Below are 25,184 nucleotides of genomic sequence, written 5' to 3'. Positions count from 1 at the left end.
GCTTCGGTCGCGTCACCCGGCCGCGCCCGCGTTCAGACCGCAATCGAGATAGTCGCGGAGCGTCTGGGCTTCGCGTGCGAGCACGTCGATGTCGTCGTCGGGAACGAACTCGAGCAGGGCGTCGCGGGGCGCCCGATCGGCGAGAGATGCCTCATACACGAACGCGCGCCACAGACTCTCGCGCGCCGAGAGGGGAAGCCGCTCGATCGTCGGCCACCAGGAGAAGACGTGCACAGCACTGACCTTCGATGCAAGTGCGCGATAGCCCGCGAGAGCAACATCGTCCGGAGCCCCGACGTCGGGCTGCCAGTACGTGCTCAGCGCAGGCACGCGCTGCAGCAGCCACTCGGTCGTCTCGACCGTGTCGGTCAACGTGCGCGCGTGGTACTCGAGAGCGAGGCGGATGCCGCGCTGTGCGGCCAGGTCCGCCGCGTCCTGCAGCCGATCGACGAGAGCCTCGCGCTCGGCGCCGCTCAGGTCCTTCGAGGCGGTGCGCCCCGCCCAGATCCGCACGCGATCGACGCCCAGCGCCTCCGCGCTGTCGAGCACGGGGGCGATTTCGTCGGACGGCGTCGCCCGATAGTACGAACCATACGAGCAGGAGAGCAGCCCGGCGGAGCGGGTCGCTGTCGCAACCCGCTCCGCCGTGCGGACGTCTCCGGGCGGCACGTGCACGTCGCCGCCCCATTCGATGACCTCGAGCTTCGCCGCGGCGGCAGCCTCGATGATCTGCTCGGGCGTGTGCGCGCGGAAGGTCACCGAGCACAGGCCTGGTCGGATCGTGGTCATCGTGTCACTCTCTCACGTCGTGTGTGGCCGGCCCCTAGCGCAGCACCGGCGACACTGTCCGCGCGAAGGACTCGATCGTCTCGCGCACGACGATGTCTGCCGGGCGGCTCCAGATGTCGGCGTTGAAGATCTCGACCTCGATGTCTCGGTCGTATCCGGTCGCGATGACCGCACGAGTGAGAGCGGTGAAGTCGATCACACCGTCACCCATGTAGTGCCGTGACAACAAGACATCTGCTGGCAGTGGAGTCGCCCAGTCGCACACCTGATAGGTCGCGATGCGGCCCTCCCGCCCTGCGCGAGCGATCTGCTCCTCGACCTGCGGATCCCACCAGATGTGGAAGGTGTCAACGGCCGCTCCGACGACGGCAGCATCGAAGTCCGCGGCGATGTCGAGCGCCTGACCGAGCGTCGAGACGACGCAGCGGTCAGAGGCGAACATCGGATGCAGCGGCTCGATCGCCAGCGTCACCCCAGCGCTCTGCGCGTAGGGCGCGATCTCACCGATCGCGTCACGCACGCGCTCCCGTGCGCCGACGAGGTCGCGAGAGCCCTCGGGCAGGCCGCCTGCGACGAGCACGAGCACCGCCGTCGATCCTTCCGCGCCCGCAGCAGCGAGTGCGGCAGTCTCATCGATCGCACGCCGGTTGTCATCGAGCGCGGCGTCGCGTTCCGCGCCCGCCGGGAGAGTGAAGAAGCCCCCGCGGCAGTGCGTCGTGAAGCGCAGTCCGGAGTCGGCGAGCATCTTCGTCGCCACGTCGAGTCCGACCTCGTTCACGGGCTCGCGCCACAGGCCGATGGCCTCGACACCGGTGTCTGCGGTCACCCGCAGCGCCGTGGCGAGATCGGCGTACTTGATGGTGGCCTGGTTGATCGACAGGCGCGGATCCACGGCGCTCATGCGTCGATCCCGTTCAGGCGCAGCATCCCGTGCCAGCGCTCACGCGCAAGATCCGGAACTTCGAGAGCGAGCGAGGCGTTGGCCAATTCGACGATGCGACTCAGATGCGGCAGGCTGCGCGCGGAGTGCAGACCTCCCACCATCTGGAACGCGGGCTGATGCCCATTGAGCCAGGAGAGGAAGGCCACACCCGTCTTGTAGTAGAAGGTGGGTGCTGCGAAAACCTGGCGGCTGAGCTCTTCGGTCGGGCCGAGGATCTCGAGGTACCGGGCCGGATCGCCGCCATCGAGAGCCTGGATCGCAGCGGAGGCGACCGGGGTGATCGCCGCGAAGGCCCCGAGCAGGGCATCCGAATGGCTGTCGCCCTGACCGACGGTGTCGCCGCCGATGAGTCCCACGTAGTTGAAGTCGTCGCCGGTGAACATGCGTACGCCCTGCGGCAGGCGCTCACGCACCGAGATCTCGCTCTCGGCGTTCAGCAGGCTCATCTTGACGCCGGCGATCTTCGCGGGATTCTCGTTGATGATGTCGAGCAGCACCGCCGAGGCCGTCTGCCAGTCGTCCGCACCGAAGTACCCTGCAAGCTCCGGGTCGAAAGCAGTGCCGAGCCAGTGCAACACGACCGGGGTCGTGGCACTGGCCAGCACCTCGCGGTACACACGGCGGTAATCGTCGGCGCTCTGCGCGACCCGTGCCAGGTGGCGCGAAGCCATGAGCACAGGCCCCGCACCCTGCTCCTCGGTGAAGTGCAGCTGCTCCTTGTAGGCGTCGATGACCTGGTCGAGCGAGATGTGCGTCTCGTCGACCTGATCCGTGTTGACGCCGACCACAACGGATCCGCCCTCCTCACGAGCGACCTCGGCGCTGCGCGCGATCAGCTCGCGCGTGGCCGCCGCATCCAGGCCCATGTTCCGCTGTGCGGTGTCCATGGCGTCGGCGACGCCGAGACCCCACGAATACACGTTGCGGCGGAACGCGAGCGTCGCATCCCAGTCGATGTCGGCGGGCTGGCCGGGGGTGTTGTCGGCGTGCGTCTTCGGCACGACGTGCGCGGCCGCGTAGGCAACGCGGCTGAGCAGCGGCGACGTCGGGCGCGTGTAAACGCCGGAGTCGTTGAGCGGCACATCCGAGGTGGCCCCGGATGCCGCGAGCAGGCGAAGGGTGCTCATCGGATCAGTCCAGGCTCAGCGCGTCGAGGACGATCTTGCGACCCTCAGCGCTGGAGGTGAGTCCTGCCTCGGCGAACTGCACGCCGCGCGCGCCAGCCAGCAGGTCGAAGGCATAGTCGGTGCCGAGCACATACGACTCCAGGTACTCCTCCCACTGCTGGCGGAAGCCGTTGAGGAAGACGTCGTTCGTGGGCACCTGCTGCCAGTCGGCGTCGTAGTCGCGGGTGTCTTCCAGGTCGGGGTTCCACACCGGCTTGGGGGTTGCGTTGCGCGGCTGGATCTTGCAGCCGAAGAGACCGACGACGGCCGAGCCATGCGTGCCGTCGACCTGGAACTCGACGAGCTCGTCGCGGTTCACGCGGACGGTCCAGCTGGAGTTGATCTCGGCGATGATGCCGCCCTCGATCTCGAAGATGCCGTACGCGGCGTCTTCGGCCGTGGCGTTGTAGTGCTCGCCGTTCTCGTCCCAGCGGTCGGCGATGTGCACGGCCGCCTGCGCGTAGACGCTCTTGACCTCGCCGAACAGGTTCTCCAGCACGTAGTTCCAGTGCGGGAACATGTCCGAGATGATGCCGCCGCCGTCTTCAGTGCGGTAGTTCCAGCTGGGGCGCTGTGCAGGCTGCCAGTCCCCCTCGAAGACCCAGTAGCCGAACTCGCCGCGCACCGAGAGGATGCGTCCGAAGAAGCCGGAGTCGATGAGGCGCTTGAGCTTCTGCAGACCCGGCAGGTAGAGCTTGTCGTGCACGACACCGGTCTTGATCCCTGCCGCCTTCGCGAGGCTCGCAAGCTCAAGGGCCTCTTCGAGCGACTCGGCCGTGGGCTTCTCGGTGTAGATCGCCTTGCCTGCGGCGATCGCCTTGCGAATAGCCGTGGCGCGTGCCTTGGTGACGAGGAAGTCGGCGTAGATCTCCCACTTCGGGTCGGCGAGGGCCGCATCGAGATCGGTCGTGTAGTCCTCGATGCCGTGCTCCGCGGCGATCTCTGCGAGCTTCTGCTCGTTGCGGCCGACGAGCAGCGGGCGTACGGTGACGCGGCTGCCGTCGGAGAGCACGATGCCGCCCTGACCGCGGATCGCGAGGATCGAGCGCACGAGGTGCTGGCGGTAGCCCATGCGTCCGGAGACGCCGTTCATGATGATGCCGATCTCGCGGGTCTGCGTGGAAGACATGAGGAGGTCCGTTCTGTGGGGCGGCTGCGCCGCGGGAGGGAGTTCGTCGGATCGATCGCGTCGCGGCGTCGATTCGGGTAAGCGCTTTCCGAGATGGTGTCACAGATTCTGGGAGGCCGCAACAGAACACTCAAGAAGTCAGTCGAAAAATGCCTTGCGACCAGCCCAAAAGAACTCAGGGACGGAAGACCTGCTGTGCACGACCATCACCGTCGAATCGCTCAGACGCCGCCCATCGGAACACACGCTCTTCGCCGTCGAGACGCAGACGCACATGGTCATCGGCGACGTGCACGTCGGAGACCTCTGAGCGAATCTCCGCGCCCCCACTCGCCCCTGCGCGGAGCGAGACCGCCCAGGCGATCACGACGTCACCGCGGAGCGGCGACGCGCGCACACGCGGAAATGCCGCATGGTCGCCCAGCGCCGTCCCCCCGGGGGTCTGCTCGATCAGTGCCTCCACCGGGAGAAGCGCAGCCTCCGCAGGACAGGATCCCGCCTCCGCACGCCAGGCTCCGAGCCAGCGGATCGCCGATCGCAGTCCTGCTGTGGCGACCGCGGCTTCGCCGACCGATGAGACACGGTCGTGCACATCGGGCGCATCTGCGTCGTCCCACGACACCGCTGCGCCGCTCACCGCCACCGCCAGCCCAACCGCGCCGCGAACGCGCGCGACGTAGACGGTCGCATCCGCGGTCACGTGGGCGCAAACAGACGTGTCGACGTGCCGCCCCGCGGCGTCGAGCGCGCGCGTCACCGCTCCGCCCCGGGGCGTGACGGTCGCAGTGGCCGCAGCCCGGTGCGCCGCCCCCTCGACGGTCAGATCGGCATCGCGCAGGCCGTCGCCACGCACCGGGACCGTCGCCGAGGAGAACAGCAGACGCCGGTAGAGGTGGTCGTCTCGCGTGGGGTGACCGTCGCTGCCGAAGTTGTGCAGCGTGACGAGCCCGTCCCGGCTCTCGACCAACCAGCGCGGGGCGCGCAACGGCACCCGCACATCCCGCCCCTCCGAGACCATCGGCGCCTCGACATCGGCCCAGACCGCGTCATCGGCGGGGAGGAGCAGCCCGAGAAACCCCTTGCTCGCCCAATAGGGAGAGCCGGATCCGCTGTACGACTGCACGATGTCGTGCGATGCCCCTCGACGCCAGCCGAGTGAGAGCGCCCCGTCATCGAGCACGCCCCGATCGGCGAAGTACCGCAACGTCCCGCTGGCGATCCGCCGCATCCTTGACGGCGGCAGGGACTCCACGCCCTCCCAGCGAGCCATCCAGAACGGGGCCGTGATCCCCCAGCGGTAGATGAGCGAGCGCCCCATCAGCACGGGCGCACCGCTCGGCGAGAACAGGTGCTGATAGCCATCGAGGAACGCCGCAAGCCGCTGACGGTAGGCCGCACGACGGTCGTCGAGGCGCGCGCCCAGCATCCGGGCGATGAAGAACGGATACCAGTGGAACGCGTAGGCGTTGTAGTAATCGAAACGCCGACCGTCGCCATCCGTGTACCAGCCGTCGCCGCGATACCAGTCCTCCATACGGTCGAGCGCATTCTCGATGAGAGCGCGTCGATCACCGAAGCCGACGCTTGTCGTGAACGCGGCGAGCGTCGCTCCGAGCAGCACGTGGTTGTTGTCGGCGCACCAGGTGCCGGCCGCACCGTCGAACCACTCGCAGATGCCGAGTTTCGTCGCCTCCTCCAGCGGCTCCCAGAGCTCGGCGCGCGCGACATGCAGGCTGATCGCGATGACGGACGCCTCTACTGTGGGCTGGCTGTGATCGGTGAGCGGAAGCCAGAACCGCCCCGCGATGCCGCGGCGCAGGGCCTCGCGCCAGTACTCCGCTTCCTCGGCCATTGCCGACGGGTCGCCTGCGATCCGCAATGCCGCGAGCAGGAACACCCGGGCGAACCCTTCGAGCCGGTCGACCGCAGCCGACGACCCGTCCGCAGAGAAGTCGATCAGCGCACCACCCTCGATTGCGCGCGTGCGCGCACCGGCGAGCAGCCGGTCGGCGGCAGATTCCCAGTGCGCCCGCGTGTACCCGGTGAACGGGGAGGTGTCACGGTCGAAAGCGGGCATCCACGGCGGCGATGCCGTGAGGGCAGGAGCGAGCAGACGAGAGGGCATGCCCCCATCGTCCGCGCACACGAGCAGAGGATTACAGACCAAAAGTCGTGGAATCCTCTGGTACCCACCCGCTTTGATCGAAAGGAGCCCGCCGTACAGAGGAGCCCGCATGTCCGCGCACCCCCACATCGTGGTCGTCATGGCCGACCAGTTCCGCGCTTCGGCGTTGGGACTTCTCGGAGAGGATCCGGTCCGCACTCCCCATCTGGATCGTCTCGCCCGCGAGGGACGTCTCGTACGGAATGCCGTCAGCAGCTATCCGGTGTGCAGCCCGCACCGGGCGATGTTCCTCACCGGACTGCGCCCCGCCGACAACGGCGTCACGCTCAACGTCAACTCCGAGACGGGCGCCGACGGCGTCGGCCTGCGCGACGGGCTTCCGACCTGGGCGAGCATCCTGCACGCGCACGGATACCGCACGGGCTACATCGGCAAGTGGCATCTCGAACCGCCCACCCCCGATGACGAGACGCACGGCGAAGGGCGTCGCCCGGACGGCAAGGTGTGGGACGCCTGGTCGCCGCCCGCACGTCGTTTCGGGTTCGACTTCTGGTACTCCTACGGCGCCGCCGACCGCCATCTGGCACCGCACTACTGGCACGGGGATGCAGAACGCGGCGAGCGCATCGATGTCGACCAGTGGTCGGCCCAGCACGAGATCGACGTCGCGATCGAGTTCATTCGCGGGCACAGGGCGGATGCGCCGCCGTTCGCCCTCATGGTCTCTCTGAACCCTCCGCATCAGCCGTTCGATCAGGTGCCCGAGAAGTACCGTGCCATCTATGCCGATGTCGACGGCGCGGATCTCCTCACGCGTCCGAATGTGCCGCGCGACGCCGAGCCCGGTTCCGTCGAAGCGGTCGCCGTGGACGAGGCCGCTTCCGTCGCCGCAGACTACTTCGCTGCCGTCTCGGGCGTTGACGCCGAGATCGGCCGGCTCGTCGCGGCACTCGACGAACTCCGCGACGCATCCGATCCGGATTCTCCCGCACCGATCCTGGTGTTCACCTCGGACCACGGCATGCAGCTCGGCAGCCACGGGCTGCTCTACAAGAACGTGGGCTACGAGGAGTCGATGCGCATTCCGCTCATCGTGCACTCCCCCGGGCTGCTGCCGGCGCAGGAGAGCGGCGAACTCATCGACTCCCTGGGATTCGCGCCCACCCTGCTCGGCCTCGCGGGCCTTGCACACGCGATCCCCGCACAGATGGTCGGTCAGGACAGTTCTGCGACCCTCCGCGGTGAGGCCCCGGAATCCTCTGATCCCGCGGCTCTTTACTACCGCTACCCCTCCCGCAGCGATCACAGCAGCGCCCGCGGCATCCGCACCCGCGTCGACAAGCTGATCACGACGTGGGAGCCGACCACCGGGCTGCGCGTGGAGTACTACGACCTCGCACGCGACCCGTTCGAGGTGCGCAATGAGGCGGACTCGGCCGCGGCTGGTCTGCTCGCGCAGCGGCTCATCGCCGCGCTCGACGCGACAGCGGATAACTTCGAGGGGGCCGACGCTCTTCGAGCCCTCTCCCCCCTCACTTCCTAGCGGAAGTGCTCAGGCGGGGCCGGGTGACGACAGTCCGACCTCGGCTCGCCATTGCTGATGCTGCGCGAGCAGGCTCTCGACGATGTCCGGATGCTCCGCGGCGACGTTGCGTTGCTCGCTGTGATCCTTCGTCAGGTCACAGAGCATCAGGCCATCGCCCGGCTCGGTGTGCTCGACGCTGCGGATGTACGCCGCGGTCGGATCGGCACCGTCGAACCAGCTGAGCTTCCAGTCGCCGTGGCGGACCGCCCACTGCCATCCGCAGTCCCAGTGCAGCGCACGCTCTTCTGTTTTCGCACCCTCCAGCACGGGACGGATATCCGTGCCGTCGCTTTCTGGCGCCGGTGAGACAGCGGCCGCCGCCGCGAAGGTCGGGGCAAGGTCCAGCGCGCTCACGGGAGCATCGAACGTCGCTCCGGGTGCCGAGACGCCGGGCCAGCGCACGAGGAAGGGCACACGGATGCCACCCTCCCAGAGCGTGTACTTCGAGCCGCGCAGGGTGCCGTTGTCGCCGTAGTTGCAGTGCGAGCCTCCGTTGTCGGTGAGGTACACGACGATCGTGTCCTCAGCGAGGCCTGCGTCATCGAGCTGGTCGAGGATGCGCCCGATCGCCCGATCCATGAGCTCGAGCTGCGCGAGGTAGAACGCACGCCCGTCCGGAAGGTTCGGGCTGATCGCGCCGTCGTACCAGTCGAGGTACTCGCTCGCCCCCGGGTTCCAGTCGGCGAAGTCCGGCAGGCCGCGGGCTTCACGCTCGTCGTCCGGAAGCTGCCAGCAGAAATTGTGCACCGCGTTGAAGGCGACCATCGCGAAGAACGGCTCGTCCTGGTGTCGCTCGACGAAGTCCATGGCGCGATCGGCGATCTCATCCGTCGTGAAGCCGTCGAACTCGGCCTGTTCCGTGCCCGACCAGAAAGGCTGCACGCCCATCGCCTCGGCAGCGTCGCCGTAGGCTTCGACAGCCTCGGCGCTGTGGTGTCGATAGTGCAGTCGTCCCATCGACTGGCCAGCCAGCCCGTAGAAGGATTCGTGGAAGCCGTGCCCGGGAGGTGCCCCTCGATCCTTCTCGGTCTCGGTGCCGTAGTGCACCTTGCCGAAGTAGCCGGTCGTGTACCCGGCGGCGCTGAGCTGCTCGGCGATCGTGTCGACGTCGCCGATCTCCGCTGAGTCGAACCAGAGCCCACCCCAGCGCTGCTGATACTGCCCCGCGATGAGTCCCGCCCGGGACGGCGAGCAGATCGGCGCGGTGACGTAGGCGTCGGAGAACGTGGCGCCCTCTGCGGCCAGCCGGTCGAGAGCGGGGGTGCTGACCCCGGGGGTTCCCAGTGCCGACCGGTCCGCGTACCCGTGATCATCCGAGACGATCAAGACGATGTTGGGCCGCTTCTGGTTCATGCTCTGGTTCTTCCTTCGGAGTTCTGCGCGAGCGCGCCATCCCACATTGACATACCGAAGGCAGACTGCGGATCGTCGGCCAGCGGAGCGGTCTGCCCGGCCCCCGTGACCGGCAGCAGCGCGCCGTCGTAGCGCGCATCGCCTCGGTGGGTGGCGAACCAGTCGGCCAGTCGTCGCCGCATGTCGGCGACCTCGTCCGCACGTGCGGGATCGTCCACGACGTTCTCCCGCTCTCCGGGGTCGGCGGCGAGATCGTAGAACTCATGCGGCCCATAGGGGAAGCGGTGCACGTACTTGCGATCGGCGGTGCGGATCATCCGCACCGGACCGTACTCGTTGTGCACGACGATCTCCGCGTCCGTGTCACCCTCGGTCTCTCCGCGCAGAAGCGGCGCCCGGCTTCGCCCCGGCCCTCTCTCGAAGCGCGTCGGGTCGATGCCGACGAGATCCAGCAGCGTAGGAGCGATGTCGTAGGCGCTCACGAGCGTATCGTCGACGGCACCCTCGGGCACGAGACCTGGAGCACGGATCACGAGGGGCACCATGACCGATTCGTCGTACATGTTGAGCGGGAAGGTGCCGTTGCCCTTGCCCCAGATGCCGTGATGCCCCGCATTGAAGCCGTTGTCGCTCGTGAAGATGACAATCGTCTCTCGCTCGTCCCCCTGCTCGCGGAGCGCATCCAGGATGCGGCCGATTGCAGCGTCCATCGCGGTCACCGCCGCGAAGTACCCGATCAGCGCCTCGCGCGCGTCCGACTCACCGCCGATCGGCCCGCCGTCCAGCGTCTGCAACCAGGGATGCGGCGGCTCCTGCGGGCAGCTCTCGAAGGCGCAGTCACGGTACAGGGATGTGAACTGCTCCGGGTGCTGCCCGGCGAACGGCTTGTGGGGTGCCGTGAAGTTCACCGCGAGGAAGAACGGCGCGGATCCCCCTGCTTCCGCCTCGATGAACGAGATCGCATCGTCCGCGATGATGTCCGTCAGATACCCCTCGACATGCTCGGCGACGCCGTCGCGATACATGAGCGCACGGTCGTAGCTGCTTCCGCCTCCGTGGAGCGCGAACCAGTGCACGAAGCCACGACGCGGCACATCGCTCGCACCGAGATGCCACTTGCCGCTGAGGCCGAGGCGGTACCCGGCGTCCGCAAGCGCATCCGTGAACGTGGGGATTCCACCGAGGTAGTCGACGCTGTCCGGTCCCGCATGCGCCCCGTCGAGGTAGTCGTGCACGCCGTGCTGCGAGGGAACCCGCCCCGTCAGCAGTGACGCCCTGGCCGGGGAGCAGACCGGCGATGCGCAGAAGAAACGAGAGAGGCGGATGCCCTGGTCCGCGAGCGCATCGATCACAGGGGTGTGGATCTCGGCATTGCCCGCCGCTCCCAATGCCCAGGGGCCCTGATCGTCGCTCATCACGAAGACGATGTGGGGAGCCCGACGCGTCTCCTGCGTCACGCCGGCACCTCTGCACGGAGAGGGATCTGCAGCGAGCGCTGCGCGGCGGCGGACTCATAGCTGGCGAGAACCAGCTCGACGACGTGCCGCGCATGCTCGAGCGGCACCGCGGGGGCGTCGCCGTCGATCACACCGAGGAAGTCCGCGAGCTGTGCGGTGAAGGCCCGCTGGATGTCGCCGGCATCCGGGTCGCGCACAACGCGGGTGTGCCCGTCGACGCGGACCAGAGTCCCGACGCGCGGGTCTGCCTCGATCACTCCTCGCTCGCACACGATCGCCAGCAGGTCGCTGCGCGCGGGCGGATCGCTCACGACGGCGATCGTCACGCCGACGCCGTTGGCCAGGCGCAGCGCGATCGTGCCATCCGTCTCGACCGGAACACCGAAGCGCTGCGCCACGCTGGCGCTCACCTCGACCGCCGGCGCGCCACCGAACCAGAGCGCGCGATCAAGACAGTGCCCTCCGATGTTGATGAGCGCGCCGCCGCCCGCGATCGGCCGGGAGAAGAACCACTCCGGGCGGGTGCCGGGACGATAGTCGGTGCTGCGCTGGTCGCGGATCATCACGACCTCGCCGAGATCGCCCTGCTCCAGAAGAGTCCGCGCCGCGACCTTGTCGGGAAGGAAATGCTGGATGTGGCCGACGGCCAGCTTCACTCCGGCGGCGACCGTCTCCTCCTGCATGAGGTCGCAGTCGGCGAGACTCGTCGCCATCGGCTTCTCCACGAGAACGTGCTTGCCTGCGCGCGCCGCGTCGATCGCCATGGGCAGGTGCAGCGCATGCGGAGTGTTCACGATGACCGCATCGACGTCATCGCTCTCCACGAGCGCCCGATAGTCCGTGAAGAACTGCACGCCGTCGACGCCCTTCGCGGCGCGCGCCGCGGCGGATTCATCGAGATCGCAGATCGCCGTGAAGTGCGCGCCCGGCAGCGCCAGCGCGGCCTCGACGTGGTACTTGGCGACTGCTCCGGCGCCAATCAGTCCGATACGCATGAAACTCCTTCGTCGTTACTCGGCCGCGACAGCGCCGCAGGAGCGGCGGATGACGATACGCGGCCGAAGTCTGATCTGATGCAGCGGACAGTCATCACCCTCGATGAGGCGACGCAGCAGCACGTCGGCGGCCATCCGTCCGATGCGGTACTTGGGCGGGGCGACCGCGCTCAGTGGCACCTCCGCGAGGTCGGCGACCTCATCGTCATAGGAGACGAGCGCGATGTCGCCGGGCACGCTCAGGCCGCTGCGACGGATGGCGCCCTGCAGCAGCGTGGCCTCACGGTCGCCGAAGACGAGCGCCGCCGTCGCCTCGAGCTCGCGCAGCCGATCGAAGGCACCCTGCGCCGAGTCGACCTCCCAGGCGGTCTTCGCCTGGGTGAACTCCAGCCCCGAGGGAAGACCGAGATCGGCGATCGCATGGCGGTAGCCGTTCATGATCGCCGGCCCGGTCGGGGTCCGCTCGCGCATGAGCAGCGCGATGCGCTGATGCCCCAGGGCCGCGAGGTGCTGCACCGCGTCGTACGCGCCACCGCGGTGGTCCGAACAGACGTGCTCTGTGCGGTCACGCGGCCCGAGATCCACGAGGCTGCGCTCGACCATCACGACAGGCACGGGGAGCTGCATGAGCGTCTGGGCCCGCGCATCCGGATCGTCGATCTCGGTGAGAGTCGGAGAGAGCAGCAGCCCGTCGACACCGGCATCCAGCAGCGACTCGATCGCCGCATCCTCTTTGGTCCGGTCGTAGCGGTAGGTCGCGAGCTGGAGGCTCGCACCTGCAGCGGACAGCGACTCGTCGATGCCCTGCAGCACGCGGGGGTAGTAGAGCTGAGTGTCGGGCAGCAGCACGCCGATGCGACGTCGCGCGCGCTGCTCGCGCGGACGGGTGTGGGCGACGAAGCTGCCCGCGCCTTGACGACGCACGACGACGCCCTCCGCCACGAGGTCGTCGAATGCACGGCGTACCGTTGTCAGGGAGTATCCGGTCTCCTCTGCGAGCTGCTGCTCGGTCGGGAGCTTCTGCCCCGCCGTCCAGGTGCCCGCAAGGATTCCGCGGCGCAATTCGTCCGCAAGGGCCTCGAACTTCAGTCCCTTCGAATCCGCATCGCGAATCACAGATCGTCGTGTCGCCACGGCTTCTCCCCTCCTACGTACTTCTCCGAGTCTGCCTCTCCAGAAGAGAGGAATAAAGAAGTATTTGAGGGAAGGACTCTCGGATATCTCGGGTTTTGTTCGATCTCGCGCCAAACCCAAAGAAATCGATTCTGAATTACTCCTTGAATACTCTCTCTAGTGCTTGTTTGAGTCGAGGCTCCGAGGGGCGAAGAGGCACCCTCGACACGAAAGGAAATCCGATGGCGAAGATCCGTACGTTCTCTGCACTCGCCCTCGTCAGCGTTCTGGCGGTCACCGCCAGCGGATGCGCTTCCGCCGCGGGCGACTCATCGAGTGATTCCCTCACCTACTGGTCCATGTGGAAGGAGGGCGAGGCTCAGCAGAAGGTCGTGGCTGCCGCGATCGCCGACTTCGAGGAGGAGACCGGCATCGAGGTGAATGTGCAGTGGCAGGGCCGCGACAACATCAAGAAGGTCGTGCCCACGCTCAACACGAACAAGGTGCCTGACCTTGTGGACGGCTCGTTCGCGAAGCTCGCGCCGATCCTCGCCGAGACCGGTCAGGCGAAGTCACTCGAGGCCGCCTACGACGCTGAGGTCGACGGCTCGAAGGTGTCCGAGCTCATCCCGAGCGCCTACCTCGATGTCGACACGCTGTCGGTCGACGGCGGCGACGCCCCGTGGATGCTCCCCTACTCGCTCACGAGCGACGCGATCTGGTTCAACGCGACGGCGCATCCCGAGCTCGTCGACGCCCCGCCGGCCGACTGGGACGGCTTCATCGACACCCTCGATGCGATCAAGGCCGGCGGCGAGACCTCGTTCGCCGTCGACGGCGATGTCTCGGGCTACAACGCCTACTGGTACACGACCGCGATGGTGCGCGTCGCGGGACCCGGCTCGCTCAAGGAGATCGCCGAGGACCCGAGCGGTGAGGGCTGGGATTCGAAGGAGGCGCTGAAGGCCGCGGAACTCGTCGAGGAGCTCGTCCAGGGCGGCTACTTCATCTCCGGCTACAACGCCAGCAAGTGGCCGGCGCAGCAGCAGGCCTGGGCCGACAACAAGGCCGCGCTGCTCTTCAACGGCACCTGGATCCCCACCGAGACCGGCCCCTACGCCGCCGACGGATTCGAGTACTCGTCGTTCCCGTTCCCGACGGTCGACGGCGGCAGCAACGCTCAGCGCGCCGACTTCGTCGGGTTCGCTGTTCCGACGCGCGCAAAGAACGCCGACAGCGCGCAGAAGTTCGCCGCATACTTCCTCGGCAAGTCCTACCAGGACAGCCTCGGCAGCGACGCGAAGATCATCCCGATTCGCAGCGACGCGACCGTGAGCACCGAGATGTCGACGGTCAAGGCCGCCCTCGACAACGCGGAAGGGTACTACCAGCAGAACGACGGCATCAGCTTCCCCGGTTACACCGAGAAGCTGCTGTGGCCGACCATCGATCAGCTGGTGCTCGGAAAGATCTCCGCCGCGGAGTTCGTCGCCCAGATGAAGAGCGGCCAGATCGACTACTGGAAGCAGAACTCATGACCCAGGTCGCCACCGCGACAGAGCGTCTGACCGTCGGTACGGCTGCCCCTCGGGGTGGCCGTACCGGCGGCAACGCCATCGATCGCGCCCGCAAGCGCCTGTTCGTCCCCTTCGTGGGACCGGCATTCCTGCTCTACACGCTGCTCTTCGTCGTCCCCGCCGGGTACGCGGTCTGGATCAGCTTCAACAAGTGGGCCGGCGCCGGCCCCATGGAGTTCGTCGGGTTCGGCAACTACATCCGCCTGTTCTCCGACAAGCTCTTCCTGCAGTCGTTCGGCAACACGCTGCTGCTGCTGTTCGTCGTCGGCATCGCGATCTTCGTGATCGCCTTCGGACTCACGCTCGTGCTGCGCGACATGGCAGGACGGAAGATCGCTCGGTCGGTGATCTTCTTCCCGCACCTCGTGAACGCGATGATCTTCGGCGTCCTGGCCGGCTTCATCTTCAACCCGGGCGGCCTCGTCAACTCGCTTCTCGCCGTCTTCGGCGTGAACGAACCCCCCGCCTGGCTGTCGCACGACAACCTGTTCCCGCTGATCATGGTCATGATGACCTGGGTCACGACGGGCTACTTCACGACGATCCTCATGGCTGGCGTCGACCGGATCCCCCCGTATTACTACGAGGACTGCGCCCTCGCCGGCGCCAATGCCTTCCAGCGTCTGCGCTACGTGATCCTCCCCCTGACCTGGGATGTCTTCGGCACCTGCGCCGTGCTCTGGACGATCTCCTCGGTGAAGATCTTCGAGATCATCTGGGTCTTCGGCGGATCCACAGGTGCCGGCATGCCGCCGACCCAGACCTGGACGACCGCGGTCTACACCTACGTGACCGCCTTCTCCGGTGAGTCGGTCCCCGCATACGGCGCGGCCACCGCGTCGGCTGTGCTCTCGCTTGCACTGGTCTCGGTGCTCGTCTTGCTTCTGCGTCGCGTCATGAAGCGCGATGCGGTGGAGTTCTAGGAGAAATCGTGACCACCACTGACATGCTCCCCACCCCGACCCTCTCCACGGAGGCCGTCGTCGTCCCGGCTCAGAAACGGCGGCGCCGTCGGCGCGGCGCGGCGATCGGCCACGAGCGCAGCCTGCTGCGCGGCGTCGGTCTGGTCCTGCTGTGGTCGTTTGTCGTCCTGAATGTGGCGTGGATGGTCTGGATGGTCATCCAGGCGTTCCGCGACACACGTGCGATCCTCAGCGACCCGTGGGGCATGCCCACCTCGCTGGACCCGATCAACTTCGTGACGGCCTGGACCGTGGGCGACTTCGCGACCGCGACGATGAACAGCGTCGTGACGACCCTCGTCTCCTCGTTCCTCACCGTGCTCCTCGCAGCCCCTGCCGCGTACTACCTCAGCCGCGTCGAGAACCGCCTCACGAACTCGTTGACCCTGTACTTCGTGCTCGGCCTCGGCATCCCCGCGCAGGTCATCGTGATCCCCCTGTTCGTGATGCTCAACGAGGTCTATCTGACCGACAGCCTGATCGGCCTCAACCTCGTCTACATCGGCGTCTCGATGCCGTTCACGGTGTTCCTGCTGACGGCGTTCTTCCGATCACTGCCCCTGGAACTCGAGGAGGCCGCGGCGCTCGACGGCACGACGGCGTTCGGCACTTTCTGGCGCATCACGCTGCCGCTCGCGAAGGGCGGCATCCTGACGGCCTTCGTCCTGCAGGTCATTTCGCACTGGAACGAGACCCTGCTCGCGCTGACCCTGCTGCAGTCCACCGAGAAGTACACGCTGCCCGTAGCGCTCATCTCGTTCATCCAGCAGCAGACCTACTCGGGTGCGGACTGGGGCGGTCTCTTCGCCGGACTCTGCATCGTGGTGCTTCCGATGCTGGCGATCTACCTCTGGCTGGGCCGCCGCCTGACCGAGGGCCTCACTCTGGGAATGGGCAAGTGACCCGCGTGGGCCCCGGCGGCCGCCCGAACGTTCTGCTCGTGATGGCGGATCAGCTCGGGGCCCACGTTCTGGATCGGGATCGCGCGGGAGTGCGGACACCGCAGCTGGATCGTCTGCGCGCCTCCGGAGCCGCGTTCGAGAACGCGTACGTGTCGTTCCCGCTGTGCGTACCGGCGCGGGCGAGTCTGCTGACCGGGCGGATGCCGCACGAAGTCGGCATCATGAGCAACCGCCATGCCGACGTGGTCGAGCCCGGCACGCGACCGGACACCCTCGGGCACCTGCTCTCCGGCGCGGGCTACGACTGCGCCTACGCGGGCAAATGGCACGCGACCACGCCGGAACCGCCGCACGACGCCGGCTTCGACGTCATCCATCCCTTCGGCGACGTCGGCCTCGTCGACGCGTGCACGTCCTGGCTCTCCGACCGAGACGCCGAGGACAGCCCGTTCCTGCTCGTGGCATCCTTCGACGACCCCCATACGATCTGCGAGTTCGCACGCAACCAGCCGCTCCCCTACGGCGATATCACGCTCGGAGACGTGCGCGACGCCCCGCCGCTGCCGCCGAACTTCGCGCCGGCGCCCTTCGAGTCGCAGGCCGTGCGCGACGAGCAGGCCCGTGCCGCGCAGTCCTACGGCACCCTGGACTACTCCCCTGACGACTGGCGCCAGTACCGCTTCGCCTATCGAGGGCTGATCGAGCGCTTCGACGACGCTCTCGGCGTTCTGCTCGACGGTCTGGATGCCGCGGGCCTCACCGAGTCCACGATCGTCATCGTCACGAGCGATCACGGCGACGGTGACGGGGCGCACCGCTGGAACCAGAAGACGGCGCTCTTCGAGGAGTGCGTACGCGTGCCTCTGATCGTGAGCGGCCCGGGAATCACGCCCGGCCCCCGTCGCACTCGCGTCTCCGCCAGCATCGACATCCTGCCGAGTGTGCTCGCCTGGGCGCAGACAGCGGCTCCGGAAGACCTGCCCGGACACGCGCTGCCGGTGGAGAGCGCGGAGGAATCGGACGTCGCGGCGTCGCGCAGCATTGTCGTCGAGACGCTGTTCGACCAGGACGCTCCGCCGCGCACCCGCGGGCGTGCGCTGTACCACGGCGTCTACAAGTACGTCGTGTACAGCTGGGGCCGCTATCGCGAGCAGCTCTTCGACATCGAGGCAGATCCCGGCGAGCGTCGGAATCTGGCGGTCGAGTCCGCCTTCGACGCCGTGCGTGAAGAGATGCGGACGCGCCTGCTGGAGTGGTGCCTCGCCACCGAGGACCGCGGCTTCCTCAAGGTGCTGGTGCTCCCCGCGGGTGCACCGGCGGGAACGCAGCGAGAGATCTTCACCCGCCCCTACTAGCGGCGAATCAGGCGGGGTCCCTCCCATCGACCGCGAACAGCTCGGTGATCATGTCGTACCCGGCGCCACGCGCGAAGACGTCGCTGTCGGCCGGGACGAACGTGATCTGCGGCGCCGACGTCTCCCCGTGCAGGAACTCCCGCGCGATGGCGTCCTCGCAGGATACGGCGAAGGGCGAATCGAAGACGTCGGACGCCAGCACGAGCACGACGCGCTCCGGGGCGAACATCTTCGCCGCGTTGGCAACGGCAACGCCGAGTCGTTCGCCGCCCTCACGTAGCACCTCTTGGCCATCAGCGTCCGCGAGATCGCCCGCGCTGCGCCGCTCGCGCTCAGCGCTCATCCCCCAGAGGCTGCTCCACGTCTCGAGGCAGCCCACATCGCCGCAGTGACACGGGCGGGCCGCATCGCGAACCCCCGGGGCCGAGTGGGCGAAACCGCCCCCCGAACCGGCGAATCCCCGATGAATGCGCCCTTCGACGAGAACGGATACACCGAGGCTGATGCCCACGTTGAAGATGAGCGCGTCGCGATGGGCGAGCTGCTCATCGCGCAAGAGCAGCCCGGTCGCGAAGGAGTTGACGAGGCTGTCGACCAGCACTCGCAAGCCGCTGCGCTGCGCGACGAGTGCGGCGAACGGCACATCCCGCCATCCGAGGGAACCACTGTGGCGCACGGTACCGCGAGCGCGATCCACGATGCCGGACAGTGCGATACTCACCCCGCGAAGACGTGATTGCGGCTTCGCTGCGCGCACTGCGGCGACAGCCGCGACCACGGCGTCCGCGGCGACATCGGGATCGGTCGTGGATAGTGCGGATCGGTAGCGTGCGATGACGTCGCCCCGCAGGTCGACGAGGGTAGCCTCAACGCTGTCGCGCGCCAGGCGCACGCCCGCAGCGACGACGGCATCCCGGCCGAGTTCGAGAAGTCGAGCGGGGCGCCCACCCGTACCACGCAGCACATCGCTCTCGAGGAGAAGCCGGTCTCCGACGAGCTGACCGGTGATGCCGGTGACGGTGGCGGGGCTGAGCCCGGTCACTGCAGTGATCTCCGCACGGGAGGTCACACCTCGGCGGCGGACGATATCGAGAACGAGCGCCTCGTTGATCTCGCGAATGAGGGCTTTGCTCCCCGCACGCGCTGCCGCACGCTCTTGCTCTTCGTGAAGCACCATCGCCGCACATCCTCTCCTCGTCGTTAGCTTGCCACGATTCTATTATTTTTGTCATTGACAAAACGAAATGCGCCTGATTAGCTTCTGCTATGCCGAACGATGTCGTCCGCACTCACCACGCGGTGAGGGACACGCAGCCCCACCTCCTCGTGAGCATTGCGCCGCACGAGCGCTCCGCCTTCTTCCCGGAGGGCACCGAGGCCGCACTCTCCTCCGTGTCACGGAACGTCGATGTCATCGACCCCGCAGATCTTGCCGCATCGTCCGCGCCCCACTCCACCGAGATCGCCGTCGTCGCCTGGGGCTTTCCTCGCCTGGACGCGGCGATGCTCGAGCGCCTGCCCCAGCTGCGTCTGGTCGTCAACGCCGCGTCCTCCGTTCGCTCGCTGGTAACCGAGGACTTCTGGGCCACCGGCATCCCGATCACGCAGTCGGGCACGGCGATGTCACCCGCCGTCGCTGAGATGTCCCTCACGCTCACCCTCTCGCTGCTGCGTCGCGTGCACCGCATGGATCACGCCCTCCGCAACGGCAAGGACTGGGACAGCGCACGCGCCATCACCCGTGCACGCGAGATCTCCGGGGCGCGGATCGGCATCATCGGCGCATCCCGCACCGGCCGCGAGTACATCCGCATGTGCCGCGCCCTGGGCGCCGACATCCGCGTCTTCGATCCCTACCTCCCGACGGAAGATTCCCTGCAGCCCTTCTCGATGACGCTGCCCGAGCTCATGGCGTGGAGCGATGTCGTGGCGCTGCATGCGCCGGCGACCGCCGAGACCGCCGGAATGGTCGGCCCTGCGGAGCTTGCTCTGCTCCGTGACGGCGGTGCGATCGTCAACACCGCCCGCAGCACTCTCATCGACAGCGACGCCCTGTTCGCCGAGGTCTCCTCGGGTCGACTCGACGCCGCCCTCGACGTGTTCGACGCCGAGCCGCTGCCGCTCGAGGACCGCTGGCGCTCCCTGCCCAACGTCCTGCTGACCGGGCATGTATCCGGAGCCACCGCCGACTCCCGCGCACGGGCCGGCCGAATCGTCGTCGACGAGATCGAGAACTTCCTCGCCGACCGCCCTCTGCAGCACGCGATCACGCGCGACGCACTCGAGCGGATGGGCTGAGCATGGCGCGCAACATCCTGATCCTGCACTGCCACGACCTGGGCCGTTTCCTCGGCACCTACGGCGTGAGCACCGTGAGCACGCCCCACATCGACGCCTTCGCCGCCGAATCCACCGTCTTCGAGTCGGCGTTCGCGACGGCCCCGCACTGCAGCCCTGCCCGGGCATCGCTCTTCACCGGCACCTACCCGCAGCAGCACGGTGTACTGGGACTCGCGCACGAGCCCTTCGGCTGGGATCTCCGCGAGCCGTCGACGCACATCGCCCACCGCCTGCGTGCGGAGGGCCTCCGCACCGAGCTCATCGGCGTGCACCACGAGTCGGCCGACCTGCCCGACGAGCAGATCGAACAGCGGCTCGGCTTCGACCGCGTGCGCACCGGGGGCGACCGCGACACGGTCGTCACCCGCGCCGAGGATGCACTCTCGCTCGCGGCATCAGATGGTCGTCCTTTCTATCTGCAGGTCGGCTTCCATGAGCCCCACCGGTCCCCATCGATGCGCGACAGCACCGGAATCATGGGATTCCTCGGCGAGCAGATCGAACCGGATGCCGCGGCAGGCGTATCCGTCCCTGCCTACCTCTCGCCGACTGACGCGGCCCGCGAGGAGATCGCCGAGCTGCAGGGCGCCGTGCGCCACATGGATGAGGGCGTCGGGCAGATCCTGACCATGCTCGACGAACTCGGCCTCGCCGACGACACGATCGTGGTGTTCACGACCGACCACGGCCTCGCCCTCCCGCGTGCGAAGTGCACGCTGTACGACGCCGGCGTCGGCGTCGCGCTGATCGTGCGCGTCCCCGATCGCCCGGAATGGAGCGGTCGCCGCATCGACGGTCTTGTGAGCCACGTCGACGTGTTGCCGACCCTGTGGGAGCTCACGCGCCAGCACGGGGACGCCGGCGTCTCCGGCACGAGCCTCGTCCCCCTCGTGGAGCGCGACAGTCCCATCCGCGAGTACACCTTCGGTCAGTTGACCTATCACACGTACTTCGACCCGAAGCGGTCGGTGCGCTCCGCCGACGCGAAGCTCATCCTGAACCTGTCGAACGCCCCGAAGGCGATGGACCCCACGCAGTCCTGGATGCACCGGAGCGTGCCGATTGACCTGCGCGGCCCCACGATCGGTACGAGCCCTGTCCTGGAGTTCTACGATCTCCGGGCCGACCCTCACGAGTTCGACAACCGCATCGACGACGTCGCATACGCGGATCAGATCGCGGAATGCGCGCTCGCTCTGCGCGACTGGATGCACGAGACCTCCGACCCGCTGCTGTCCCAGCCCGCCTCGCCCCGCCATGCACTTGCCCTATCCACCCTCGACCAGATCGCGCGCGTGCGTCCCGCAGCGGACGTCCTGCGCCCGGTCTGACCCGCCCCCGAAAGAAAGATCACTGCAATGACGCACCGTATCGCCCGCGTGACGGCACTCAGCGCTGTCGCCGCCCTGGCACTGACATCCTGCGCCTCGACGGCCCCGACGACCGTCGACCCCGTCGAAGACGGTGCCGTGGCCGGAGAAGTCACCCTCTGGATGTACCCCGTCATCCGCGACGAGGCAGCCAGCAAAGACTTCTGGGCACAGGCCGAAGCCGACTTCGAGAAGGAGTTCCCCGATGTCGATCTGAGCATCGAGCTGCAGACGTTCGACAAGCGCGACGAGCAGATCTCCGCTGCGCTGGCCGCGAACTCCGGTCCCGACATCGTGCTCATCACGCCCGACCAGGCCGCGACCTACCTCAACGTCGGCGGACTTCAGCCCGTCGACGAGGCGATCGCCGAAGAGCGCGACGTCTTCTTCCCCGGCACGCTCGACGCCGCGACTTTCGATGACGAGCTCTACGGGGTTCCGCTGTTCCAGAACATCTACACGACCGCCTACAACAAGGCCGCCTTCGACGCCGCAGGTCTCGAGCTGCCGAAGACGTGGGATGACGTGCGCGATGCCGCACCCGTGCTCGCCAAGCAGGGCGTCGCCGTCATGGACTACATCGGCTCGCCCGAGCAGACGCTGAACATGACCTTCTACCCGCTCGTCTGGCAGGCCGGCGGCACGATCTTCTCCGAGGACGGCACGAAGGTGGCCTTCAACTCGAAGGAGGGCGTCGCGGCTCTGGAGTTCCTCGTCGACCTGAAGAAGGAGGGCGGAGTCCCGACCGACGCCGCCACCCAGACCGTCGGCATCGAGGGCTCGCCGTTCGCAGCGGGCACCGTAGGCCTGCGCGCGATCGCCTTCCCGCCCGAGGTCGCGCAGATGCGTGCAGCGCTGGGTGCGGAGAACGTCGTGCTCGGTGAACCGCTGACGGGTGAGAAACAAGCCACCTACGGCAACCCCGGGTTGCTGTCGCTCACCTCGATCAACAAGAGTGAGAACCGCGCCGCTGCCTACGAGGTTCTCTCGTTCCTCACGACCGAGAAGTTCCAGAGCGCGCTGAACAAGCAGGCTGGCAACTTCCCGACGCGCACGGATGTCGCCCTTCTCGGAGAGCCCGCCGACAAGGAGGCTTTCGCCGCTGCGCTCAAGGTCGCCAACCCCGGCGAGTCCAACCCCGCCGCCCGCCAGGTCATGGCCGTGCTGGCTCCCTACATCCAGGCAGCCCTGCGCGGCGACCTCACGCCGAAGGAGGCGCTCCAGAAGGCCGCCGACGAGGCGCAGGCCGTTCTCGATCGTTCCTGATTCCACCCCGTGCGGGGGCTCCGGCCCCCGCACGTTCTCCTGAGAGGTCGACATGACCGTCACCAACGCCCCGCGCAGAGCCTCCGACGCTCGAGCCATCGCGGGCCGCGCCGCGCGTCGCCGCGAAGCGCTGGCCGGCATCCTGTTCATCCTCCCCACGCTGGTGATCTTCGCGCTCTTCAAGTTCCTGCCGATCGCCGGAGCCGGAGCGATGAGCCTCACCCGCTACCGCCTCAACGGCGATGTGCAGTTCATCGGCGCCGACAACTACACCCGACTGTTCGCCGATCCCCATTTCTGGCACAGCCTCTGGGTCACGATCGGCTATGTACTTCTCTTCGTGCCGCTCATCATCGTCGTCTCGCTCGCCGGCGCTGTGCTGCTCAACCGCCTGCTGCACCTGAGCGGCCTGTTCCGGGCTCTGCTGTTCGTGCCCTATCTCAGCTCCTTCGTACTCGCCGGCATCGTCTGGAAGTGGATCTTCGCCGTCGACGGGCCCGTCAACACCGCGATCACAGCGGTCGGTCTGGAGCCGGTGCCGTTCCTCACGGGCGATCAGTGGCTGGTTCTGGCCAGCCTCGCCCTGGTCGCGGTCTGGAAGGGCTTCGGCTACTCGATGCTGATCTTCCTCGCCGGCCTCAAGGCCCAGCCGGCCGAGGTGCACGAAGCAGCCACCATCGACGGCGCCGGAGCATGGAAGGCGTTCTGGCACATCACCCTGCCGCTACTCAAGCCCGTTCTCTTCTTCGTGCTCGTGATCGAGACGATCGTCGGGTTCCAGGTCTTCGACACGATCTATGTCATGACCGGAGGCGGCCCTGCCCGCGCCAGCTACAGCCTCATCTACTTCCTGTACGACCAGGGCTTCAAGTTCTTCGACTTCGGCTATGCCGCCGCGATCGGACTCGTGCTGTTCGCCGTCGTGCTCGTTCTCACCCTGATCCAGCGCGGAGTCTTCGAAAGAAAGGAGCGGTGATGACCACCGCACTCGCCCCCGCAGGCACGTCCAGCGGCGTGCATCCTTCGCCCGCCCCCTCGAACCGGCAGCCGGCCCGTCGCCGCAAAGTCGATCGTCGGCCGTGGACTCTCGTCACGCTGATTCTGATCTCCCTGTTCACCGTGGCTCCGCTGCTCGCCGTGGTCATTCTCGCGCTGTCTCCCGCTGACAGCCCGACGATCCCCCACGCACTCCCACCGTCGCTCACATTCGACAACATCCTGCGCATCTTCCGCGTGGGCGAGTTCCCCGTCTGGGTGTGGAACTCGATCGTCTACTCCGTCGTCTCGGTCGTGATCGTGCTGTTCACGGCGTCTATGGCCGCGTATGCGCTGGCCCGCAAGCGATTCCCTGGCCGCAATGCGCTGCTCTGGTCGATCGTGGCAACGCTCATGGTTCCGATGCAGGCGACCCTGATTCCCACGTTCATCATGATTGCCGGCGCGGGCGGCGTGAACACCCTGTGGGGCCTGATCCTGCCGACGCTGGCGAACGCTCAGGCCGTCTTCCTCATCCGCCAGTTCATCCTGGACATGCCCGATGAGCTGTTCGACGCCGCCCGCATCGACGGCGCCGGCGAATGGCGCACCTTCGTCTCGATCGTTCTGCCGCTGATCAAGCCGGTGCTCGCGACGCTCGCGATCTTCGTCTTCCTCTGGCACTGGAACGATCTGCTGTGGCCGCTTGTTGTCGGCCAGTCGGATGCCGCGCGCACGCTGACGGTGGGCCTGGCGACGCTCAACACCGAGACGGTCTCCACGTCGAACATCATGGCTGCCGCTCTCATCAGCTTCGTCCCGTGCTTCCTGATCTTCATCTTCTTGCAGCGCCATATCGTCGAGAGCATCACCGCGACGGGCATCAAGGGATGAACATGGCTCGGCCGCTGCGCTTCGGCCTCATCGGCATCGACTCCTCACACGCACTGCAGTTCACTCGCCTGTTCCGTGACGGGCTCGTCGCGGACGGGATTGTGACGACCGCATGGCGCGGACCGGATGCCGAGGACTTCCCCCCGGGAAGGCGCGCCGAGGCGCACGCGGCCGAGCTCCCCGGGCTCGGCGTGCAGCTGCTCGACTCACCGGAGGCGGTCGCGGAGGCATCGGATGCTCTGCTGGTGGTCTCGGCGGATGCGCGCACCCGACTGGCGCAGTTCACCCGCGTCGTGCCCTACGGGCTGCCCGTGTACCTCGACACTCGCTTCTCCGCGGGCGTCGAGGAGACCGAGCGGATGCTGCGGATCGCCGACGAGTCGGGCACCCTGGTGCTGAGCGGCTCCCCCAAGCGCTTCACGCCGGAGTTCCGGCCTGTCCGCGAGACCGCCGGCACCGATCGCCTCGACCTCACCGGCGCCCTCGTCGAGCAGCCCGGCCATGAGGGCCTCGCCTGGTACGGGGTGCACCTCGTCGATCTCGCCGTCGCCGCGTTCGGCCCGGGATGCCGCGTCGTCGAACCAGAGGGACGCGGACTGCGCCTGGTCTGGGATGACGGGCGGATCGCGACCATCGCCGGCCCCGCCGAGTGGGTCGCCTGGACCAGCGGCACCGCGCGGCACGGCACCGCGCGCATCGAGTTCGCGATTGAAGCGAACCAGGACATGCTCACCGGCCTGCTCGACGGCATCGTGACATCGTGCCGCACCGGAGTGCCGAACATCACCCCTGCGGAGATTCGAGAGATCTCTGCGATCGTCACCGCGGGCTCTGCGGCGCTGCGACACGGACAGCCCGTATCGCTCTGATCCAGTGCCCGCGACGACG

The 25,184-nt window shown here is 67.5% G+C and carries 21 protein-coding genes; 11 read left to right on the top strand and 10 right to left on the bottom strand.

What is annotated here, in order from left to right; translation table 11 throughout:
- Window positions 1-12: 12 nt before the first annotated feature.
- The 5 genes from AC1REM_RS05600 to AC1REM_RS05580 all read right to left on the bottom strand — a co-directional run bounded on the left by AC1REM_RS05600 (window position 13) and on the right by AC1REM_RS05580 (window position 6,152).
- The gene (locus AC1REM_RS05600; protein ID WP_492513739.1) at window positions 13-789 is read right to left on the bottom strand and encodes a sugar phosphate isomerase/epimerase family protein; all 777 of its coding nucleotides are present in this window, start codon (window positions 787-789) and stop codon (window positions 13-15) included.
- Between the two features lie 34 nt (window positions 790-823).
- Window positions 824-1,690, bottom strand: a complete 867-nt coding sequence (locus AC1REM_RS05595) for a sugar phosphate isomerase/epimerase family protein (protein WP_492513738.1) — start codon at window positions 1,688-1,690, stop codon at window positions 824-826.
- On the bottom strand, window positions 1,687-2,859 hold the full coding sequence (locus tag AC1REM_RS05590) for a dihydrodipicolinate synthase family protein (RefSeq protein WP_492513737.1): 1,173 nt from the start codon (window positions 2,857-2,859) through the stop codon (window positions 1,687-1,689). The genes AC1REM_RS05595 and AC1REM_RS05590 overlap by 4 nt, the downstream gene beginning before the upstream one ends.
- Before the next feature lie 4 nt (window positions 2,860-2,863).
- The gene (locus AC1REM_RS05585; RefSeq protein WP_492513736.1) at window positions 2,864-4,027 is read right to left on the bottom strand and encodes a Gfo/Idh/MocA family protein; all 1,164 of its coding nucleotides are present in this window, start codon (window positions 4,025-4,027) and stop codon (window positions 2,864-2,866) included.
- 175 nt (window positions 4,028-4,202) lie between these two features.
- Complete coding sequence (locus AC1REM_RS05580; RefSeq protein ID WP_492513735.1) at window positions 4,203-6,152, bottom strand: DUF2264 domain-containing protein; 1,950 nt, start codon at window positions 6,150-6,152, stop codon at window positions 4,203-4,205.
- Window positions 6,153-6,261: 109 nt separating this feature from the next.
- Here AC1REM_RS05580 and AC1REM_RS05575 point away from each other — a divergent pair, with 109 nt between their 5' ends.
- On the top strand, window positions 6,262-7,695 hold the full coding sequence (locus AC1REM_RS05575) for a sulfatase family protein (RefSeq protein ID WP_492513734.1): 1,434 nt from the start codon (window positions 6,262-6,264) through the stop codon (window positions 7,693-7,695).
- Window positions 7,696-7,704: 9 nt separating this feature from the next.
- Here the strand turns inward: AC1REM_RS05575 and AC1REM_RS05570 are convergent, their stop codons facing one another.
- From AC1REM_RS05570 to AC1REM_RS05555, 4 genes are read right to left on the bottom strand one after another with little or no spacing between them, the layout of a single operon-like run.
- On the bottom strand, window positions 7,705-9,090 hold the full coding sequence (locus tag AC1REM_RS05570) for a sulfatase family protein (RefSeq protein ID WP_492513733.1): 1,386 nt from the start codon (window positions 9,088-9,090) through the stop codon (window positions 7,705-7,707).
- Entirely contained in the window at window positions 9,087-10,547 is a 1,461-nt protein-coding gene (locus AC1REM_RS05565; protein ID WP_492513732.1) for a sulfatase family protein, read from the bottom strand. The genes AC1REM_RS05570 and AC1REM_RS05565 overlap by 4 nt, the downstream gene beginning before the upstream one ends.
- Complete coding sequence (locus tag AC1REM_RS05560) at window positions 10,544-11,542, bottom strand: Gfo/Idh/MocA family protein (RefSeq protein ID WP_492513731.1); 999 nt, start codon at window positions 11,540-11,542, stop codon at window positions 10,544-10,546. The genes AC1REM_RS05565 and AC1REM_RS05560 overlap by 4 nt, the downstream gene beginning before the upstream one ends.
- A gap of 15 nt (window positions 11,543-11,557) precedes the next feature.
- The gene (locus AC1REM_RS05555) at window positions 11,558-12,676 is read right to left on the bottom strand and encodes a GntR family transcriptional regulator (RefSeq protein WP_492513730.1); all 1,119 of its coding nucleotides are present in this window, start codon (window positions 12,674-12,676) and stop codon (window positions 11,558-11,560) included.
- Window positions 12,677-12,897: 221 nt separating this feature from the next.
- On the opposite strand from AC1REM_RS05555, the gene AC1REM_RS05550 reads away from it, so the two are divergent.
- From AC1REM_RS05550 to AC1REM_RS05535, 4 genes are read left to right on the top strand one after another with little or no spacing between them, the layout of a single operon-like run.
- A complete protein-coding gene (locus AC1REM_RS05550; RefSeq protein ID WP_492513729.1) occupies window positions 12,898-14,193 on the top strand; it encodes an ABC transporter substrate-binding protein in 1,296 nt (431 codons plus the stop codon).
- The gene (locus tag AC1REM_RS05545) at window positions 14,190-15,155 is read left to right on the top strand and encodes a carbohydrate ABC transporter permease (RefSeq protein WP_492513728.1); all 966 of its coding nucleotides are present in this window, start codon (window positions 14,190-14,192) and stop codon (window positions 15,153-15,155) included. The genes AC1REM_RS05550 and AC1REM_RS05545 overlap by 4 nt, the downstream gene beginning before the upstream one ends.
- Window positions 15,156-15,163: 8 nt before the next feature.
- Window positions 15,164-16,096 (top strand): carbohydrate ABC transporter permease, encoded by a 933-nt coding sequence (locus AC1REM_RS05540; RefSeq protein ID WP_492513727.1) that lies wholly within the window; start codon window positions 15,164-15,166, stop codon window positions 16,094-16,096.
- Complete coding sequence (locus AC1REM_RS05535; protein WP_492513726.1) at window positions 16,093-17,451, top strand: sulfatase family protein; 1,359 nt, start codon at window positions 16,093-16,095, stop codon at window positions 17,449-17,451. The genes AC1REM_RS05540 and AC1REM_RS05535 overlap by 4 nt, the downstream gene beginning before the upstream one ends.
- Before the next feature lie 7 nt (window positions 17,452-17,458).
- On the opposite strand, the gene AC1REM_RS05530 is transcribed toward AC1REM_RS05535, so the two are convergent.
- On the bottom strand, window positions 17,459-18,628 hold the full coding sequence (locus tag AC1REM_RS05530; RefSeq protein WP_492513725.1) for an ROK family protein: 1,170 nt from the start codon (window positions 18,626-18,628) through the stop codon (window positions 17,459-17,461).
- Between the two features lie 89 nt (window positions 18,629-18,717).
- On the opposite strand from AC1REM_RS05530, the gene AC1REM_RS05525 reads away from it, so the two are divergent.
- The 6 genes from AC1REM_RS05525 to AC1REM_RS05500 are packed head-to-tail and all read left to right on the top strand — an operon-like array spanning window position 18,718 to window position 25,165.
- Window positions 18,718-19,749 carry a hydroxyacid dehydrogenase gene (locus tag AC1REM_RS05525; protein WP_492513724.1) on the top strand — a complete coding sequence of 344 codons (1,032 nt, stop codon included), beginning with the start codon at window positions 18,718-18,720 and terminating at the stop codon, window positions 19,747-19,749.
- A gap of 2 nt (window positions 19,750-19,751) precedes the next feature.
- A complete protein-coding gene (locus AC1REM_RS05520) occupies window positions 19,752-21,122 on the top strand; it encodes a sulfatase family protein (protein ID WP_492513723.1) in 1,371 nt (456 codons plus the stop codon).
- Window positions 21,123-21,149: 27 nt separating this feature from the next.
- Complete coding sequence (locus AC1REM_RS05515; protein ID WP_492513722.1) at window positions 21,150-22,427, top strand: extracellular solute-binding protein; 1,278 nt, start codon at window positions 21,150-21,152, stop codon at window positions 22,425-22,427.
- Window positions 22,428-22,479: 52 nt separating this feature from the next.
- Window positions 22,480-23,403, top strand: a complete 924-nt coding sequence (locus AC1REM_RS05510; protein ID WP_492513721.1) for a carbohydrate ABC transporter permease — start codon at window positions 22,480-22,482, stop codon at window positions 23,401-23,403.
- Window positions 23,403-24,296: a carbohydrate ABC transporter permease gene (locus AC1REM_RS05505; RefSeq protein WP_492513720.1), complete on the top strand. Its 894-nt coding sequence runs from the start codon at window positions 23,403-23,405 to the stop codon at window positions 24,294-24,296. Before AC1REM_RS05510 ends, AC1REM_RS05505 begins: the two co-directional genes overlap by 1 nt.
- 2 nt (window positions 24,297-24,298) lie before the next feature.
- The gene (locus AC1REM_RS05500; protein ID WP_492513719.1) at window positions 24,299-25,165 is read left to right on the top strand and encodes a Gfo/Idh/MocA family oxidoreductase; all 867 of its coding nucleotides are present in this window, start codon (window positions 24,299-24,301) and stop codon (window positions 25,163-25,165) included.
- Window positions 25,166-25,184: the final 19 nt, after the last annotated feature.

The sequence above is a fragment of the Microbacterium sp. GW823-FHT02G05 genome, from assembly GCF_058797175.1.
This window is presented reverse-complemented; position numbering and strand designations above follow the sequence as displayed.

Bases quoted from the DNA above. Each gene is read 5' to 3' on its own strand.
- AC1REM_RS05600 (WP_492513739.1), bottom strand. From the start codon at position 789: ATGACCACGATCCGACCAGGCCTGTGCTCGGTGACCTTCCGCGCGCAC.
- AC1REM_RS05595 (WP_492513738.1), bottom strand. From the start codon at position 1,690: ATGAGCGCCGTGGATCCGCGCCTGTCGATCAACCAGGCCACCATCAAG.
- AC1REM_RS05590 (WP_492513737.1), bottom strand. From the start codon at position 2,859: ATGAGCACCCTTCGCCTGCTCGCGGCATCCGGGGCCACCTCGGATGTG.
- AC1REM_RS05585 (WP_492513736.1), bottom strand. From the start codon at position 4,027: ATGTCTTCCACGCAGACCCGCGAGATCGGCATCATCATGAACGGCGTC.
- AC1REM_RS05580 (WP_492513735.1), bottom strand. From the start codon at position 6,152: ATGCCCTCTCGTCTGCTCGCTCCTGCCCTCACGGCATCGCCGCCGTGG.
- AC1REM_RS05575 (WP_492513734.1), top strand. From the start codon at position 6,262: ATGTCCGCGCACCCCCACATCGTGGTCGTCATGGCCGACCAGTTCCGC.
- AC1REM_RS05570 (WP_492513733.1), bottom strand. From the start codon at position 9,090: ATGAACCAGAAGCGGCCCAACATCGTCTTGATCGTCTCGGATGATCAC.
- AC1REM_RS05560 (WP_492513731.1), bottom strand. From the start codon at position 11,542: ATGCGTATCGGACTGATTGGCGCCGGAGCAGTCGCCAAGTACCACGTC.
- AC1REM_RS05550 (WP_492513729.1), top strand. From the start codon at position 12,898: ATGGCGAAGATCCGTACGTTCTCTGCACTCGCCCTCGTCAGCGTTCTG.
- AC1REM_RS05545 (WP_492513728.1), top strand. From the start codon at position 14,190: ATGACCCAGGTCGCCACCGCGACAGAGCGTCTGACCGTCGGTACGGCT.
- AC1REM_RS05530 (WP_492513725.1), bottom strand. From the start codon at position 18,628: ATGGTGCTTCACGAAGAGCAAGAGCGTGCGGCAGCGCGTGCGGGGAGC.
- AC1REM_RS05525 (WP_492513724.1), top strand. From the start codon at position 18,718: ATGCCGAACGATGTCGTCCGCACTCACCACGCGGTGAGGGACACGCAG.
- AC1REM_RS05520 (WP_492513723.1), top strand. From the start codon at position 19,752: ATGGCGCGCAACATCCTGATCCTGCACTGCCACGACCTGGGCCGTTTC.
- AC1REM_RS05515 (WP_492513722.1), top strand. From the start codon at position 21,150: ATGACGCACCGTATCGCCCGCGTGACGGCACTCAGCGCTGTCGCCGCC.
- AC1REM_RS05510 (WP_492513721.1), top strand. From the start codon at position 22,480: ATGACCGTCACCAACGCCCCGCGCAGAGCCTCCGACGCTCGAGCCATC.
- AC1REM_RS05505 (WP_492513720.1), top strand. From the start codon at position 23,403: ATGACCACCGCACTCGCCCCCGCAGGCACGTCCAGCGGCGTGCATCCT.
- AC1REM_RS05500 (WP_492513719.1), top strand. From the start codon at position 24,299: ATGGCTCGGCCGCTGCGCTTCGGCCTCATCGGCATCGACTCCTCACAC.